The sequence below is a fragment of the Verrucomicrobiia bacterium genome (assembly GCA_035765895.1).
Classification (GTDB): Bacteria; Verrucomicrobiota; Verrucomicrobiia; order Limisphaerales; family DSYF01; genus DSYF01.
The window spans coordinates 1-14,752 of record DASTWL010000007.1 but is presented as its reverse complement, the minus strand read 5'-3'; the positions used below and the strand labels follow the sequence as shown (position 1 = coordinate 14,752).

The 14,752-nt window shown below is 62.9% G+C and carries 12 protein-coding genes and 1 other RNA gene; 3 read left to right on the top strand and 10 right to left on the bottom strand.

Features of this window, described 5'->3' with window-relative positions; genetic code table 11:
- Positions 1-35: 35 nt before the first annotated feature.
- Positions 36-132, bottom strand: an RNA gene (gene ffs, locus VFV96_00935) — signal recognition particle sRNA small type.
- Positions 133-261: 129 nt separating this feature from the next.
- On the opposite strand from ffs, the gene VFV96_00930 reads away from it, so the two are divergent.
- The gene (locus tag VFV96_00930; GenBank protein HEU5068960.1) at positions 262-1,221 is read left to right on the top strand and encodes a hypothetical protein; all 960 of its coding nucleotides are present in this window, start codon (positions 262-264) and stop codon (positions 1,219-1,221) included.
- A gap of 14 nt (positions 1,222-1,235) precedes the next feature.
- Here the strand turns inward: VFV96_00930 and VFV96_00925 are convergent, their stop codons facing one another.
- The 3 genes from VFV96_00925 to VFV96_00915 all read right to left on the bottom strand — a co-directional run bounded on the left by VFV96_00925 (position 1,236) and on the right by VFV96_00915 (position 4,598).
- Complete coding sequence (locus VFV96_00925) at positions 1,236-3,782, bottom strand: pitrilysin family protein (protein HEU5068959.1); 2,547 nt, start codon at positions 3,780-3,782, stop codon at positions 1,236-1,238.
- Between the two features lie 213 nt (positions 3,783-3,995).
- On the bottom strand, positions 3,996-4,448 hold the full coding sequence (locus tag VFV96_00920) for a Minf_1886 family protein (protein ID HEU5068958.1): 453 nt from the start codon (positions 4,446-4,448) through the stop codon (positions 3,996-3,998).
- Positions 4,449-4,454: 6 nt separating this feature from the next.
- Complete coding sequence (locus tag VFV96_00915) at positions 4,455-4,598, bottom strand: hypothetical protein (protein ID HEU5068957.1); 144 nt, start codon at positions 4,596-4,598, stop codon at positions 4,455-4,457.
- A gap of 109 nt (positions 4,599-4,707) precedes the next feature.
- On the opposite strand from VFV96_00915, the gene xseA reads away from it, so the two are divergent.
- On the top strand, positions 4,708-6,111 hold the full coding sequence (xseA, locus tag VFV96_00910; GenBank protein ID HEU5068956.1) for an exodeoxyribonuclease VII large subunit: 1,404 nt from the start codon (positions 4,708-4,710) through the stop codon (positions 6,109-6,111).
- A 16-nt stretch (positions 6,112-6,127) separates the two neighbouring features.
- Here xseA and cobA read toward each other — a convergent pair whose 3' ends face one another.
- Positions 6,128-7,651, bottom strand: a complete 1,524-nt coding sequence (cobA, locus tag VFV96_00905) for a uroporphyrinogen-III C-methyltransferase (protein ID HEU5068955.1) — start codon at positions 7,649-7,651, stop codon at positions 6,128-6,130.
- Between the two features lie 90 nt (positions 7,652-7,741).
- Positions 7,742-9,136, bottom strand: a complete 1,395-nt coding sequence (locus tag VFV96_00900) for a cytochrome c peroxidase (protein ID HEU5068954.1) — start codon at positions 9,134-9,136, stop codon at positions 7,742-7,744.
- Positions 9,137-9,440: 304 nt separating this feature from the next.
- Here VFV96_00900 and VFV96_00895 point away from each other — a divergent pair, with 304 nt between their 5' ends.
- The gene (locus VFV96_00895; protein ID HEU5068953.1) at positions 9,441-10,679 is read left to right on the top strand and encodes a hypothetical protein; all 1,239 of its coding nucleotides are present in this window, start codon (positions 9,441-9,443) and stop codon (positions 10,677-10,679) included.
- Positions 10,680-10,689: 10 nt separating this feature from the next.
- On the opposite strand, the gene VFV96_00890 is transcribed toward VFV96_00895, so the two are convergent.
- The 4 genes from VFV96_00890 to VFV96_00875 form a co-directional block, all read right to left on the bottom strand.
- On the bottom strand, positions 10,690-12,066 hold the full coding sequence (locus VFV96_00890) for a nucleotide pyrophosphatase/phosphodiesterase family protein (protein ID HEU5068952.1): 1,377 nt from the start codon (positions 12,064-12,066) through the stop codon (positions 10,690-10,692).
- A gap of 145 nt (positions 12,067-12,211) precedes the next feature.
- Entirely contained in the window at positions 12,212-13,468 is a 1,257-nt protein-coding gene (locus VFV96_00885; GenBank protein HEU5068951.1) for a 3-dehydroquinate synthase, read from the bottom strand.
- Entirely contained in the window at positions 13,465-14,448 is a 984-nt protein-coding gene (locus VFV96_00880; protein ID HEU5068950.1) for a UbiA family prenyltransferase, read from the bottom strand. Before VFV96_00880 ends, VFV96_00885 begins: the two co-directional genes overlap by 4 nt.
- Positions 14,449-14,485: 37 nt before the next feature.
- Positions 14,486-14,752, bottom strand: a 267-nt coding sequence (locus tag VFV96_00875) for a nucleoside monophosphate kinase (protein HEU5068949.1), incomplete at its 5' end; no start/stop codon positions are given.

The window sequence follows — 14,752 nt, the reverse complement described above, 5'->3', positions numbered from 1 at the left end:
GCCGGATTCCGCACTCCGCGTTCCACGGCAAAAAAGGATGCCAGGGTGACCACGGCAGATGTAGAGCAAACTACCGTTGCTGCCTTCCGGCCCTGGCGGGGTTCGTAAGTCCGCATTCCATGGGCCCTGGCGCGGTCCACAGTGCCGGACGTGTTCAAGTGCGGCAATTCTTTTTTCGGTTGCGCGCCGGCTGCATCCGCGCATGATGCGCGAGTTCCCCAGTTCATCCGCCGTGTTCGCACGGCATTCTCAGAGGCAGCCATGGAACTTAAAGTTCAGTGTGATTGCGGCCAGAAATACAAATTCGACGTCGAGCCGGTCGATGGCCAGATGCCGTGGGATGTGAAGTGCCCGGTGTGTGGTCTCTCCGGAACCGACAAGGCGAACTGGATCATCCAGCATCAATCTTCGTCCGTGCCCATTCCCATTGCCGCGCCGGCTTCACCGCCGCCTTTGGCGGCACCCGTGACTGCGGACCCGCCCAAGGCGCGATTGGTGTTGAACCGGGCCAGTGCGCCGCCACCGGCCAGTGCGCCGCCCCCCGTTGTGGCCCAGCATGCCGTGCCGCGCACCTTGGCGGCACCGGCGAAACCTGCGGCGGCAAAGGGTTCGCCTTCCCTGGCGTTGGGCGCACTCGGCGCCGTGGCCGGTGGCTTGATCGGCATGGGGATTTGGTATGGCCTCACGGTGGCCACGGGACGCGAGTTTGGTTTGATCGCCTGGGCCGTGGGAGGGCTGGTTGGTTTTGGGGCGCGGGTGCTCGGCAAGTTCGGCAGCACGGGGCTCGGCCTCATTGCCGGGCTGTGTGCCATGTTGTCCATCGTGGGCGGCGGCTTTCTCGCGGCGCAGCATGAGGTGGGGAAATTCATGAACGAGGCCGCCCGCGAGGAATACCAAAGCGAGTTTGCCCGCGCCAAGGAGGCCGCCACCCTGCAAACCGATGCGGAGATCAAAACGTATCTTGCGAAGACGGAGTTTGTCGGGGCCGGCGAAGATATCGCCGCCGATGCGGTTCAATCCTTCAAACGAACGGAGCTGCCGAAGCTGCAAGCTCTCGCCCGCGGTCAAACATCGGAGCAGCAGTTCGAGGCCGATTTTAAAAAGGAACGGCGCGGGATCGGCCTGATTGCCTCGGTCATTGGCACGTTCAGCTTGTGGACGCTGCTCTGGCTCTTTTTCGGAGTTGGCACGGCCTATCGGCTGGGCGCCAGCACCGGATGAGCGCGCGATATGTTTCAGGCGGGCGGTGCCACCAGCGAGACGACGACCCGCTCGGGCTGCAAATGCTTCCGGGCGGCCGCCAGAACGTCGGCCAACGTCACGGCCTCCAGCGCCGCATCCTCCTTCGTGTAGTAGTCGAACCCGAGGCCGTAAAGTTCATCGAGGGCGGTGTGCGCGGCGAGGTTGCCCAGCTCCTGTCGCGAAATCTTGCGCTGGCCGAGCAGCTTGGCCTTGGCGCGGTTCAGTTCCTCCGCCGTCAGGCCGTCGCGGCACAGCAACTCCGCTTCGTGCAGGAGTTCCGATTCCACCTGGCCGGCCTTCTCTGGCGCCGTGCCGCAGTAAAAGGCAAAGTAACCCGGCACCAGGCCGGCCATGCTTTGGGCGCCGACGTAGTAAGCCAGACCGAGTTGTTCGCGGACCCGCAGGAACAGGCGGGAACCCAGATCGCTGCACGCTTCCTGCAACAATTCCAAGGCGTAGCGCTCTGCCGAAAATAAAGTGGTGCCGGGATAACCAATCACCAGCACGGCCTGTTTTTTGTCACGGGTTTCCGCCACCCGCCGGGCGGTGGCACTTGCGGCGGCTTGATGATTGCGCGCCATCGTCGCTTCCGGAAGTGGCTTCCAACTGGCGAAGGCCTTCTCAACGGCTGTGCGAACCGCGGCGGTTTGGACGTCGCCGTAAATTGCGAGCACGCAGTTGTTGGGCACGGTAAACTGCTGGTGAAACGCCTGCACCGCAGCGGAAGAAAGCTGTTTGACGCTGTCCTCCGTTCCGAGTGAATCGAGCCCGTAACCGACGCCGCCGAAGAGGGCGCGCCGCATCGCGATGCTGGCGCTGCGGACAAGGTTGTCGCGCTGTTCGCGAATGCCGGCAAGCTGCACCTCGCGCTCGCGTTCGAGCGCTTCCGGCGCAAAGGTCGGGTTCAGCAGCACGTCGGCCAGCAGTTCCAGGCCGACGTTGAAATCACCGCTCAAGACCTCCGCGTTGACGCCGAAACTGTTGTTCCCGCCGTAACTGTCGATGTGACCGCCAACGGATTCAATTTGGGAGGCGATTTGCTCGGCGGAGCGGTGCGTCGTGCCCTTGAGGAGCAGTTTGCCCATGAGTTGGGTGATGCCGTTGTTGGCTGGCGTCTCAGCCAGCACACCGCCCTGAAACACCGCCCGGAATTCCACAAAGGGCAGCCGGTGGTTCTCCTTGACGAGCAGACGCAGGCCGTTGGGCAGGGAGAATTTTTCCACGCCGCTTTCGCGAACTTCCGTCTCCACGACAGCCGTCGCCGGGCGGGAGCCTTGCGGCAGCAGGGCGTAAATTGAACGGTTCTCCGGGGTGAGGTATTCCCGGACGACGCGTTGCACATCGGCGGGCGTGACGCGTTTCACCGTGGCAAGGTAGCGTTCGGAAAAATTCAGGTCGCCCGCGGCCAGCCAGGAGCCGCCCAAATCCGCGGCCTGTCCGGCCATCGTTTTACGGGACGCGAGCGTCGCAGCGATGAATTGCTTCACGGCCTTGGCCAGTTCTTCGGGAGTAACGAGCGCGGTCTTGAGTTTTTCAACTTCATTCAGCATCGCCTCGCGCGCGGGCGCGAAGCGTTCCGCGTCCACCAGCCCGCTCATGCCGAACAGGCCGGGATTGCCGGGGCTGTAAGTCCAGGCGTCGGCGCTGTGAACCAGCCCGAGGCGTTCGCGGACCTCGCGATAAAGGCGGGAGCTGCGGCCGCTGCCGAGCAGCACGGCGAGAACGTCGAGCGCCGGCACGTCGGGATGCCGCAGTTCGGGGATGTGCCAGGCCACATGAAAATGCCCCAATTCGATGGGCGCTTCCTCGAAAACCTCCCGCGGCGCCGTTTGCCGCGGTTCCGCCGGCAGCACCATGGGCGGGAGGGGCTTCGCCTTGTTGCCCGTGTAGGCGACGCGGATTTGCGCCACGACTTCGTCCGTTTTAACGTCGCCCGCGACCACGAAAAACGAGTTGTTCGGCGCGTAGCGCGCCTGATAGTAGCCGCGGATGTCATCCGGCTTGAGTTCGTTGAAGATGTCCAGATAGCCAATGACGGTGTAACGATACGGACTGCGCGTGTAAGCGGTTTCAAACAGTCGCCGGCCGGCGCGGCGGCCCGGGTCGTCCTGCCCCATGTCCATTTCACGCCGGATCACATCGAGTTCCTTGGCCAGCTCCTCCGCCGGCAACGACGCGTGTTGCATGACATCGCACAAAATGTCGAGGGCCACGCGCGCGCCGGTGTTTGGCACATCAATGTAATAAACCGTCCGGTCGAAGCTCGTGTAGGCGTTCATGTAGCCGCCGGCTTCCTGCACTTCCTGGTCAATGCGGCTGCCGGGGCGGGTCGTGGTGCCTTTGAACAGCATGTGCTCGAGCACGTGCGAGAGGCCCGCGCCCAGCCAGCGATCCTCATGGATGCTCCCCGTCATGGCCCAGGCCTGGGCCGAGACCACGGGCGCACTGTGATCTTCCCGGACGATGATGGTCAGGCCGTTGTCGAGCGTCGTGAACGTGACGCCGGGGGGCAGGGCGGGGATGGCAGACGATTCAGTCATGAGCGGGCGAAAAGATGACGGAAAGAGGGCGGTGAAGGAATAAAATAACCGCAGGGCACGCGGACGGTGAGGTTCGCTTGCGTGCATCTGCAAAGCCACTACGCGTGACTTGAACACCAGGCTGCTCTTCGAGGATGAGATTCGCGGTGGCTGCGGAGTGACGCTGAGTGCCGGGCCAAAAGTGAAGTGGCAAAATTGGAGGGTTTCCGTGGTTTATTCGGTCACCGGCTCGGTGCGCCCCTTGCGCTCGGGCAAAAACGGCTTCCGGAAGGCTTCGTCAAACGTGTAGCCTTTTTTGAAATCATCGCGGCTGTCCTGCTCGGTTTTGGCGAGCAGACCGATTTCGACCATGTTGAAAACGATTTCGCCAAAATCCGCGCAGGCATGAATACCCCATTCTTCGAACACCGTGGGCACCATCGGCCCGAATTGGTCCAGGGCGTAAAGCCGGATGCCTTCGAGCAGTTCCTGTCCGGTCACGTGGCGCACGGGCAGTTCCTCGGCCGGTTTGGTTTCGCGGCTGCCGCGGCTTTCGCGCGGCGACTTGAGGGCGCGCTTCTGGGTGTGATCCAAGGCTTCCCGGACAAACAAGTAGGCGTCCCGCGCGTAACGGGGATCGCGGGTCCGGATTTGCTCCAAGGCCTGTTCAAAACTGACTTCGTGCATGCAAAATTATTCGGCCGGTGCAGCGACCAAAGCCGGTGGGGACAGCGGTTGCGGATGGGTCGCCCGGTAAAACTTGACCGCGAGTCCCAACAACAGCAGGGCAATGATGCCACACAACACCAGTTGCTCCTGCCGCGTCAGCCATTTCACGGGGCCAGTATAGACCGAATGTCCCGGCGCAAAAAAGGCCAAATCCGGTCCTTGGCCAGGATGTTTTCCCGCTTTGCTCCGAAGCGGATCCATGGATAACTGAACGCCCATGGCCAAACCCGCCAAATCACAATGGAACTTCGGGGAATTGTTCCCGCCGGAACAAACGCGCCGCGTGCTTACCGTCAGCGAACTGACCACGCAGGTGCGGCGGCTTCTTGAGCAGCACATCGGCACGATCTGGGTGACCGGCGAAATCACCAATTTGCGCGTCCAGGCTTCCGGCCACATTTATTTCACGCTCAAGGACGCCAGCACCCAGGCGGCGTGCGTGCTCTTCCGCGGCGAATCGGTGGCGCAACGCGATTTGCTCCAGGACGGGCAGAAGGTGATTCTGCAGGGCGACATCACGGTTTACGAGGCCCGCGGCCAGTATCAACTCATCGTGCGCCGGGTTGAACTCCAGGGACTCGGTGCGTTTCAGGCAGCCTTTGAGCGATTGAAACAAAAGCTCGCGGCCGAGGGCTTGTTCGCCGCCGAGCGCAAACGCCCGCTGCCGCGTTTTCCAAAGCGAATCGGCCTGGTCACCTCCGCCACCGGGGCAGCGATTCGCGACGTGTTGCATGTCGTGCAACGACGCGATCCGGCTCTTGAAATTCTCCTCGTGCCCGCCCGGGTGCAAGGGCAGGGGGCGGCGGAAGAAATTGCCGCCGCCATCGGTCTGCTCAACGATTACCACGCAAGTCACGCCGCTCCGGCGGGGGGCTTGGACATGATTCTCATCACGCGCGGTGGCGGTTCGCTGGAAGATTTGTGGGCGTTCAACGAGGAAGTCGTGGCCCGCGCCATCGCCGCGTCCAAGCTGCCCGTGGTTTCGGCCGTCGGTCACGAGATTGATTTCACCATTGCTGATTTTGTGGCAGATGTGCGGGCCGCCACGCCCAGTGCGGCTGCGGAAATCATCACCGACGGCATTTACTCGAGCCGTGCCTTCGTGGGGCAGGCAGTTCAACAGCTGCGCGACCTATGCGAACAGCAACTGGCGGGCCGGCAGGAGGCGCTGGCCGGGCTGAACCGGCGCCTGATGCGGCTGCATCCGCGACGGCAATTGAACGAGCGGGCGCAGCGGCTGGATGACTTGCGGAGCGGCATCGAACGCGGCATGAAGCAGGGGCTGCAGGTGGCACGCCTGCGTTGGCAACAACTCGCCTCGCGGCTCCACTCGATGCGGCCGACGGCCGTGCTGCGCCAGGAGCGCGAGCGCGCGGACGCTTTGACCCAACAGTTGACGGAACGAACGGCGCATCGCCTGGGACAATGGAAATCCGAGCTGGCGCAAGCCGAGGCGCGCCTGCGGCTGCTGGGGCCGGAGCAGGTGCTGGCGCGCGGTTATTCCATCACGATGGACGCGGACTCCGGCACGATTTTGAGTGACGCCAAAAACGTGAAGCCCGGCCAGCGGCTCAAGACGCGGCTCAAGACCGGTGAAGTGACGAGTGTGGCCGAGAAGTAGTGGCGCGGGCGTCAGTTCATTTTGCCGCGGCCAGCAACACCTTGAGCAATCCCTCCGTCGTGTGCGGCTTCGCTTCAACGGCCGGCTTGAGGCCGAGGGTGGTCAGTGCCTTCGTCGTTTCCGGTCCAATGGTGGCCAGCTTGAGGCGGGGAAACTGCGCCGCGAGTTTCGGCAAATCAAACCGCTCATGGAACTTCTCCACGGTTGAGGCGCTGGTAAAAGTGATCCAATCCGCGCCTTCGGTGAGCAGCCGGGCGCCGGCCCCGGTCACGTCCTCCGTTTCGGCGACGGTCTTGTAAACCGGAATGTCATCCACAATCGCACGCAGTTCATTCAGTGCCGCGGGCAAATCGGGATTCGCGTCCTCGGCGCGCAGCAGGCAGACCTTCAGGTTTTCGAGGCTCTCAAACGTATTGATCGCCCCGGCGATTTTCACGCCGGTCGCTTCCTCCGGCATGACATCCACGCGCAAGTGCAGTTCCTTGAGCCGCGCAGCGGTGCCGGGACCGACGGCGGCAAGCCGCACGTTGCCGATGGCGCGCAGGTCGTCGAAACCGGCAAAGAAATAACGGAAGAACGCATTCACACCGTTGGCGCTCGTAAAGACCAGCCAGTCGTAGGTGCCGAGTTCGAGGAACACATCCTTCAACGCGTCGAGGTGGGTCGGCGGCACAATCTTGATGACCGGCAATGTGACCACCTCCGCGCCCAGTTCCTGCAACCCCTGCACGAAGTCCGCCGCCTGTTCGCGCGCCCGGGTGACCACAATCCGCTGCCCAAACAGCGGGCGCTTTTCGAACCAGTTCAGCTTGGTCCGTAATTTGACCACGTCGCCAATGATCGCGACGGTTGGTGGTTGCAGCCGGGCCGCGGCGGCGGCATCACCAATGGTGCGCAAGGTTCCCTCGACAGTCTGTTGCCGGCCCGTCGTTCCCCAGCGGATCATGGCGACGGGCGTTTCCGGATTCATTCCGCCGGCGATGAGTTGCGCGGCGATTTGCCCCATGCGCTCCGTCCCCATCATCACGACCTTGGTGCCGGGCTCCTTCGCGACGCCATTCCAGTCGATGGTCGCCGCGGATTTTGCGGGGTCCTCGTGTCCGGTGATGATGCTGAGCTTGGACGAATGTTCACGATGCGTTACGGGAATGCCGGCGTAAGTGGGTGCTGCGACAAACGAGGAAACGCCCGGCACGATTTCAAAGGGGATGCCGACAGCGGCCAGCGCCTCGGCTTCTTCGCCGGCCCGGCCAAAAACCGTGGGATCGCCGCCCTTGAGGCGGACCACTCGCCTGCCGGCTTTGGCTTTGGCGACGAGCAATTCGTTGATGGCCTCCTGGGTCAGCGTGTGCTCCCGGGCATGCTTGCCACCGAAGATCAGTTCCGTGCCGGCGGGCGCCAGCCGCAGCAACTCCGGATTCACCAGCGCGTCGTAAATCACGACCTCCGCCCGGCGCAGCAACTCGGCGCCCCGCAGCGTTAACAGACCAACATCCCCCGGACCGGCGCCCACCAAATAAACAATGCCCTGCAATTTCATGTCCGTGGATTCTATGCGCTGCCGCCGGGCGCACAACGTCGAAAGGCGCCAACCGCCGCCTCGGCTGACTCCGGCTTCGAACCGTCCGGCTCAGTCGCCGTAATTGAACGGGTCGGACAGTTTCGGATCCGTGGCCAGATTCGGGTCCGTGAGCGTTTTGAGGAAGGTGACCAGCGCGCTCTTTTGCTGCGGGGTAAGGTGCAGGCGGCGCACCGTGCCGTCCGGATTGCGCAACGGCGGCGACAGATTCGGATTGTCCACCACGCCGGAATCATAGAAGTCCACGACCTGCTCCAGATTCGTGAACCGGCCGTCGTGCATGTAGGGCGCGGTCAGCGCGATGTTGCGCAGCGAAGGCGCCTTGAACTTGCCGAGATTGGCGGGGTTGCCGGTGATGCCCCCCACGCCAGGATCCACATACGGAAGCTCGAGTCCGTTGTTGTTCAGCGCCGCACCCGCCGTGAAGTTGTCCGTGCCGTGGCAGGCCGCGCACGTGGCCGGCGGATTGCCAACCTGGCCGAAGAAGATCTGGCGCCCCAGATTCTCCTGTGGGTTGAAGTCGGCAAAATTGTTTGTCACGCCGGCGTCGTATTTGGATTGAACCGCGACGATGGAGCGGACGAATTGGGCCAGCGCGCGGGAAATGCGGTTGGTTGTCACGTCCGGCGAACCAAACGCCTGCGTGAAGAGGTTGGTGTAAAACGGTTCCGCCGCGAGCCGGTTGGTCAGGGCGGCCAGCGTCATGCCCATTTCAATCGGATTTTGGATCGGTTGCAGCACCTGGTCTTCCAGCGTGTTGGCGCGTTCATCCCAGAAGAAGTGCCGGCGCAAATACCAGCGCGCATGCGTCAATCCCATCGCGTTGCGCGTTCCCGCGCTGTCATCCCAGCCGACGCTGAACCGGCGCGGATCCGAAAATCCGTGCGCGGGTTGATGGCACGATGCACACGCAATGGTCTGGTTGGTCGAGAGGCGCTTGTCGTAGAACAGCACACGGCCCAACGTTGCGCCGGCATCCGTGGTCGGGTTGTTCGGTGGCGTCGTGTCCTGCGCGAGGACGGGGTTGACCAGGAAACTCGCGGGCAAGACGGGCGCCGCATAATTGAACGGCACCGCCGGCAAAACGAGCGCGTTGGTTGTGAAACTGACGATGTCCTGGCGCGCCGGATCATAAAAGGCCCGGTAGAATACCGCAGCCCCGGCCGCGCTTGGGTAGGCACGATGATACACCCCGTTGAACGGCTTCACGCGTTCGACCTCGAACCAGTTGATCAGGTCGCTCGATTGCTCAACGGTCCAGGCCAGGTTGGCTGCGTTCGTGAGATTCAGCCGCACGGCCTGCGCGCTCGCAGGGACCAGACTCAACGTGGCATTCGTCTCCGCTCCGGCGACGACGGCCGTGGCCGCCGCCACCGGAGTGGAGAAATGAGTGAGGACAACGGCCGCAGCCAGCAGGAGGGGGTGGGGAATGAGGTTGGCTTTCATGGTCCCACCCTGCAACAAGGCACCTTAAGCCAACATTAACGCGGATGAATTGCGTCGCGCCGTCCTGGTGCGGTTCATGGCCCTGGCTAACGGTTGATTAGAGTCGGGACATGACCACCATCCCCGGATTGCTCCGCGACATAGCGTCGGAGCAATTGCTGGTCGTCGGCGGCTTCAGTCGTGTCCATGTTCGTAAGCTTGTCGCTGCCGCCGGGTGGAATCCGACAATTTTTGTCAGCAACGTCCCGGAGCCGCGGTTTCCTTTTTGTTTGACGGCTCCGGCCCGGCGTTTACCGTGCGCAGCATGAAAGCCCCTCAGAATGTCGCCCGCTCATTTGAACTTTCCTACTTGTTGAACCCGGGCCGCTTCCTGAGGCCGGCCTGTATTCTGGTTGCGCTCGTCTGGCTGGGCGGGCGCCTGCCCAGCCAGGCTGTGGAAAGTCCGGACGAAGTCTATCTGCGCATCTACTTTGTCATGGAGCAGGCCGACAATTTGCAGGCCCAAGGGAAGACGAATGCCGCGCACGCCAAGTATCTGGACGTCCAGAAGGAATTGCTCGCGTTTCAGCGGGACAATCCCACCTGGCGGCCGCGGGTCATCAACTACCGGCTGGGCTACGTGGCCGGCCGGTTGACGCCGCCCACCGCTGCGACGGCACCGGCGGAAAGTTCTGCGCCCGCCGCAACGACGGCCCCGGCCAAACCCGTGGCGACGCCCCGCGCCACGGAGTTCAAACTGCTTGCCGCGGGGGCCGAGCCTCGCAAGGCGTTGCGCCTGCACCCCAAGGCCGGTGATCAGCAGACCATGAATATGACCATCAACATGGCCATGACGATGGCGGCCCAAGGCGTCCCCACACCTGAAGTGAAAATGCCGCCGATGCACATGGTGATGGACATTCTCGTGAAGGACGTTTCGGCCGCCGGCGACATCGCTTACGAGGCGACCTTCAGTGACGCCGGGGCGGTTGAAGAAGCCGGGGCTTCGCCGCAGATGAACGAAGCGATCAACACCGCCCTGGCGCAGATCAAGGGTTTGTCGGTCAGCGGTGTCACAACCGAGCGCGGCCTGGCCAAGGACGTCAATTTCAAACTGCCCGCGGGCGCCAATCCTCAGTTGCGACAAGTGATGGACCAGACCAAAACCGCCATGTCCCAAGTTTCCCTGCCAGAAGAGCCCGTCGGCGTCGGTGGCAAATGGGAGGTCAAACGCAAGGTCAAGACTCAGGGACTCAATGTTGACCAGACGGAGACCTACGAAATCACCGCGTTGGACGGCGACCAGGTCACCCTGAACACGACCGTGATCCAGCATGCCGCGAATCAAAAGATGCAGAATCCCGCCATGCCGGGCTTGAACGTGGATATTGGCAAAATGGAAACCAAAGGCACCGGCACGACCACGCTCAATTTGTCCAAGCTCATGCCCGCGTCCGCCGCGGTGGACGGCCACACGGAAATGGCCATGAGCATGAACGCCGGCGGCAAAAAGCAGTCGATGGAAATGAACATGGACATGACCATGAAGTTCGAATCCAAGTAGCCTGCCTGCCTCAGGCAGCCGTTGAACCAAGCTGCGCTTTCAACTGTCCGGCCACCGCGGTCGCCGGGAGAACATCCGGCAGGCGGACCGCGGCATTGCCGGTAATGAACAACGGATGTTCCGCCGAGTCGGGGATGCGGCCGTGCGAGCCTCTCACCAGTGTCGCGTCGAGCGGGATGACGTTCATCAGCATGCGGAAACCGAGCTTCTTGCGCAGCAGCGTGGCGGCGATTTTCAACTTCGGGAACGCCAGCGCCGGGTCCACGAACAGTTCCACCGGGTCGTAGCCGGGCTTGCGATGGATGTCCACGCAGCGCGCGAAGTCGGGCGCGCGCCGGTCGTCGAGCCAGTAGTAGTAGGTGAACCAACTACGCGCGTCGGAAACCGCGATCAAATCGCCCGCGCGCGGATGCGCGATGCCGGCGGCCAGTTTTTCTTGCGCGCCTAAAATCTTTTCCACACCGGGTTGCTTCTCGACGAGTGCACGCACTTCGCTTGCGAGCGCCGGATCGTTCAAATAGATGTGAGCGACTTGATGGTCGGCGACGGCGAACACGCGGCTCGCGCCGCAGTCGAGCAGTTCCAAGCCAAGTTCCTCGCGGATTGCAATCCAGCCCTTGTCGCGGAAGAGGCGGTTGAGATGGATTGGCCGGTTCACCTCGCTGATGCCGTATTCGGAAAGCAACACGACTTCGACGGATTGCTTCGCAAAGAACGAAATCAAATCGCCCACGACGGCATCAATCGCCGCGATGTCCTGCTGGATGTCGGGATGATTCGGGCCGAGGCGTTGCAGGTTGTAATCGAGATGCGGCAGGTAGATCAGGTTCAACGTTGGCTGGTGCCGGCGCTCAACCCATTTGGCGGACTCGGCGATCCATTGCGACGATTTGATCCCGGCGATCGGGCCCCAGAAAGAAGGGAAGGGGAACTCGCCAAGATCCTGCTTGATGTCGGTGCGGATGGAGGCCGGGTGCGTGTAGATGTCGAAAATCTTCCGGCCGTCGGCGGGATACATCGGGCGCGGCGTGAGCGACCAGTCCGCGGTGGAATACATGTTATGCCACCAGAAAACCTTCGCGCAGGTGAAACCGGGAATCTCGCGGCGCAGGTCCTCCCATATTTTCGCACCGGCCACGAGCTTGTTCGACTGCTTCCAGAACTGGACCTCGGACAAGGTGCGGTCATACCAGCCGTTGCCGACGATGCCGTGTTGGGTAGGCGTGAGGCCGGTGAGGTAGGTGGACTGGGCGGTGCAGGTGACCGCCGGAAATGCTGGCACGACGGCCGCGCGCGTGCCCTTCGCCGCGAATGCCCGCATTTGCGTGGATGCGTCCAGCACGGCTTGCGTCAGCCCGACGACGTTGATGACCGCGAGTCGTTTCATGCCGTGAAAGGAGCGCGGACTTTAGTCCGCTTCAACATCCGAACATGAAAGCCGCGGACGCAACTCGGAAGTCTCCGTGAGTTGGAGAGTTGAAGCGGGCTAAAGTCCGCGCTCCATTGACGCTGCCGCCGGTTGGTGAATGCGCTCATGAGTTGTTTCCGTAGCGTTGTCCCGAAAGCGATGAAATTGCCTCGCGCACCCTTGCCTCATCCATCTCGTGCACTTCAAAGCCCTGGCCGATGGATTTCAGCAGCGTGATCGTCAACGCACCACCGAGGTGCTCGCGGAATTCCTCGAGGCCGTGCAACACACTCAGTTTGCCGGCAGAACTCTTGTGGGTGAGCTGGTCGTTCCAAAGCTCGAGGCCCAGTGACGCGATGAGTTTCAGGATACGCTCGCCGGACGCGGCGTCGAGATGACCCGACAATGTCGAGTAAATCACATCCAGCGCGATGCCGATGGCGACAGCCTCGCCATGATGGATGCGAAACTCGGAAAGCTGCTCCAGCTTGTGCGCCGCCCAGTGGCCGAAGTCCAGCGGGCGTGCCGAACCTTGCTCGAACGGATCCCCGCCCGTTGCGATGTGGCGCACATGCGCTTCGGCACAACGCCGGATCAACGTCTCGACCGCGACAGTTTCAAACGCGCGCAGCGCCGCCTGATTCTGCTCGATCCACTCGAAGAACTTCGCGTCGCGGATGAGCGCGACCTTGATGGCCTCGATGTAACCGGCGCGTTTCTCGCGTGCGGGCAGACTGGCCAGCAGTTCGAAGTCGTTGATGACGGCGAACGGCGGCGCGAAGGTGCCGACGAAATTCTTCTTCCCGAACGCGTTGATGCCGTTCTTCACGCCAACGCCCGCGTCATCCTGCGCCAGCACGGTCGTGGGCAGGCGCACGTGGCGCACGCCGCGATGCGCCGTCGCCGCGGCAAAACCGGCCACGTCCAGCAGCGCGCCGCCGCCGATGCCGAGGATGTAACAATGACGGCACAGACCGGATTGCTCGACCGCGCCGTAGATGCGCTTCACCGCCGTCTCGGAATTCTTCGCCGTCTCGCCGCCGGGGAGGAGCAGCAGATCGGCGACGAGCTCGAAGTGGGCCTTGCGCGCGGCGAAGTAGTCGCGGATGGCGGGGACGAGCGCCGGTTGCGCGGCAGCGATGTTTTCATCCAGCACCACCAGCACGCGCGGGATGCGGTTCGACGGCTGGGAGCCGAGCACTGCGGCGAGCAGGGGATTGTCCACGCGAAACGCGCCGTGGGTGAAATGAACCTGATGTTCATGACTCACGGTGATCGTGGCGCGGATGCTGTCGCCCGGAGCGCGGTTGTCCCCAGCCGCAGCGGCCCCGGTCGCGCCGGAGCGTTGCGATTCGCCAAGACTCTCTGTGTCACCGCTCATGTGGCTGGAATCGTCCGTTGCAAAATCAAGGCACTGGCGAACAACGCGAGAAATGCCAGAGGCATCATGCCGCCGCCGCCCTGCACGGCGAGCATATCAACCAAAACGATTCCCGCGAGCAATGCGGAAACGGTGCGGCCAATGGCGGGGGGGCCGCCTTTGATCATGTGCCATAACGACCAGATCACCCAGCCCACGTAGCCGACGCCGGCCAGGCCCAGGGTCACATTGTTCTCCGGCGTGACGTGGAGATGCCCCGTGATGAGCGGCGCAATGAACAACGGCAACATGAGCAGGTTGAGGTGTATGAGGTTTGGAGCGCGGCTGTCCTCAGCCGCAGCGCCTTCGGATGCAAGGCAGCGCTGGTTGTTCGCAAGGCTCTCGGCTTCGTCCGCGCGCTGCGGCTGGGGACAGCCGCGGTCCGATTCCTTCCGCGCGATGAAACTCAGCCCCACGATGTAAGCCGCCAACGCCCCGGCGCACCAAAGCGGTTTCGCATTGATGCCGCCCAGCGCGGCGGAGCCGGCCACGAGATAGAGCAGGAAGCGGCAGCCCGCCATCAGCAACGGCGCGAGCACGGTCCGCTTGTGGACCAGATCATACATGGCGATGCATAGCACGAGGCCGAGCGTGACGAGCGCCGTCGTCAGGCCGAGCAAGGCCAGCAACACGCCGCCGCCGAGCAACAGCACGGCGCTGCACAACCAGACTGCGCGGGCTGGGATGGCCCCGGAGGGAATGGGGCGTTCCTGGCGATGCGCGGTATCGAAGCGGACGTCGCAGGCGTCGTTCAGGAACATGCCGCCGAGGTAGAGCAGGCTTGCGCCGCCGCCGAGCACGGCGAACCGCGAGCAGGCCCCGCCCCCGGCCAGCAGCCAGCCCGCGAGGCAATTTGACCACACCGTGGGAAGATTCGACACCCGGCCGAGGATCAGCAGGGTGCGCAGCAGCGGTCGCTTCGGTGAAGTAGTCTGGCTCACGGACGATTCCATTGAGCAGAGGGTTTGACGCTCGCCCTCACCCGTGCCGAATTTCGGAGCCTTGAAAGCGGATTTCGATGCGGAAGACTTTCTTGATGCGGCAGGTCACGGCGCCGGTTTGGATATCGATCCGGTCCGGGATTTCGATTCGGTGGATGTCCACGGCCGCGTGGTAGCCGCGTTCGGAGAACACGTCAATCAACATGGCCAGCGCCAGCGGATTGTCCAGGAGATGATCTTCCGAGTTGATGTGCGCGACGCCGGTGATGGCGTGGCGCAGGACGATGGGGAGAATTTTTTCCTC

Excerpts from the sequence above, each read along its gene's own strand:
- VFV96_00920 (HEU5068958.1), bottom strand. The coding sequence starts at position 4,448 with ATGCACGAAGTCAGTTTTGAACAGGCCTTGGAGCAAATCCGGACCCGC.
- VFV96_00885 (HEU5068951.1), bottom strand. The coding sequence starts at position 13,468 with ATGAGCGGTGACACAGAGAGTCTTGGCGAATCGCAACGCTCCGGCGCG.
- cobA (HEU5068955.1), bottom strand. The coding sequence starts at position 7,651 with ATGAAATTGCAGGGCATTGTTTATTTGGTGGGCGCCGGTCCGGGGGAT.
- VFV96_00925 (HEU5068959.1), bottom strand. The coding sequence starts at position 3,782 with ATGACTGAATCGTCTGCCATCCCCGCCCTGCCCCCCGGCGTCACGTTC.
- xseA (HEU5068956.1), top strand. The coding sequence starts at position 4,708 with ATGGCCAAACCCGCCAAATCACAATGGAACTTCGGGGAATTGTTCCCG.
- VFV96_00890 (HEU5068952.1), bottom strand. The coding sequence starts at position 12,066 with ATGAAACGACTCGCGGTCATCAACGTCGTCGGGCTGACGCAAGCCGTG.
- VFV96_00895 (HEU5068953.1), top strand. The coding sequence starts at position 9,441 with ATGAAAGCCCCTCAGAATGTCGCCCGCTCATTTGAACTTTCCTACTTG.
- VFV96_00900 (HEU5068954.1), bottom strand. The coding sequence starts at position 9,136 with ATGAAAGCCAACCTCATTCCCCACCCCCTCCTGCTGGCTGCGGCCGTT.
- VFV96_00930 (HEU5068960.1), top strand. The coding sequence starts at position 262 with ATGGAACTTAAAGTTCAGTGTGATTGCGGCCAGAAATACAAATTCGAC.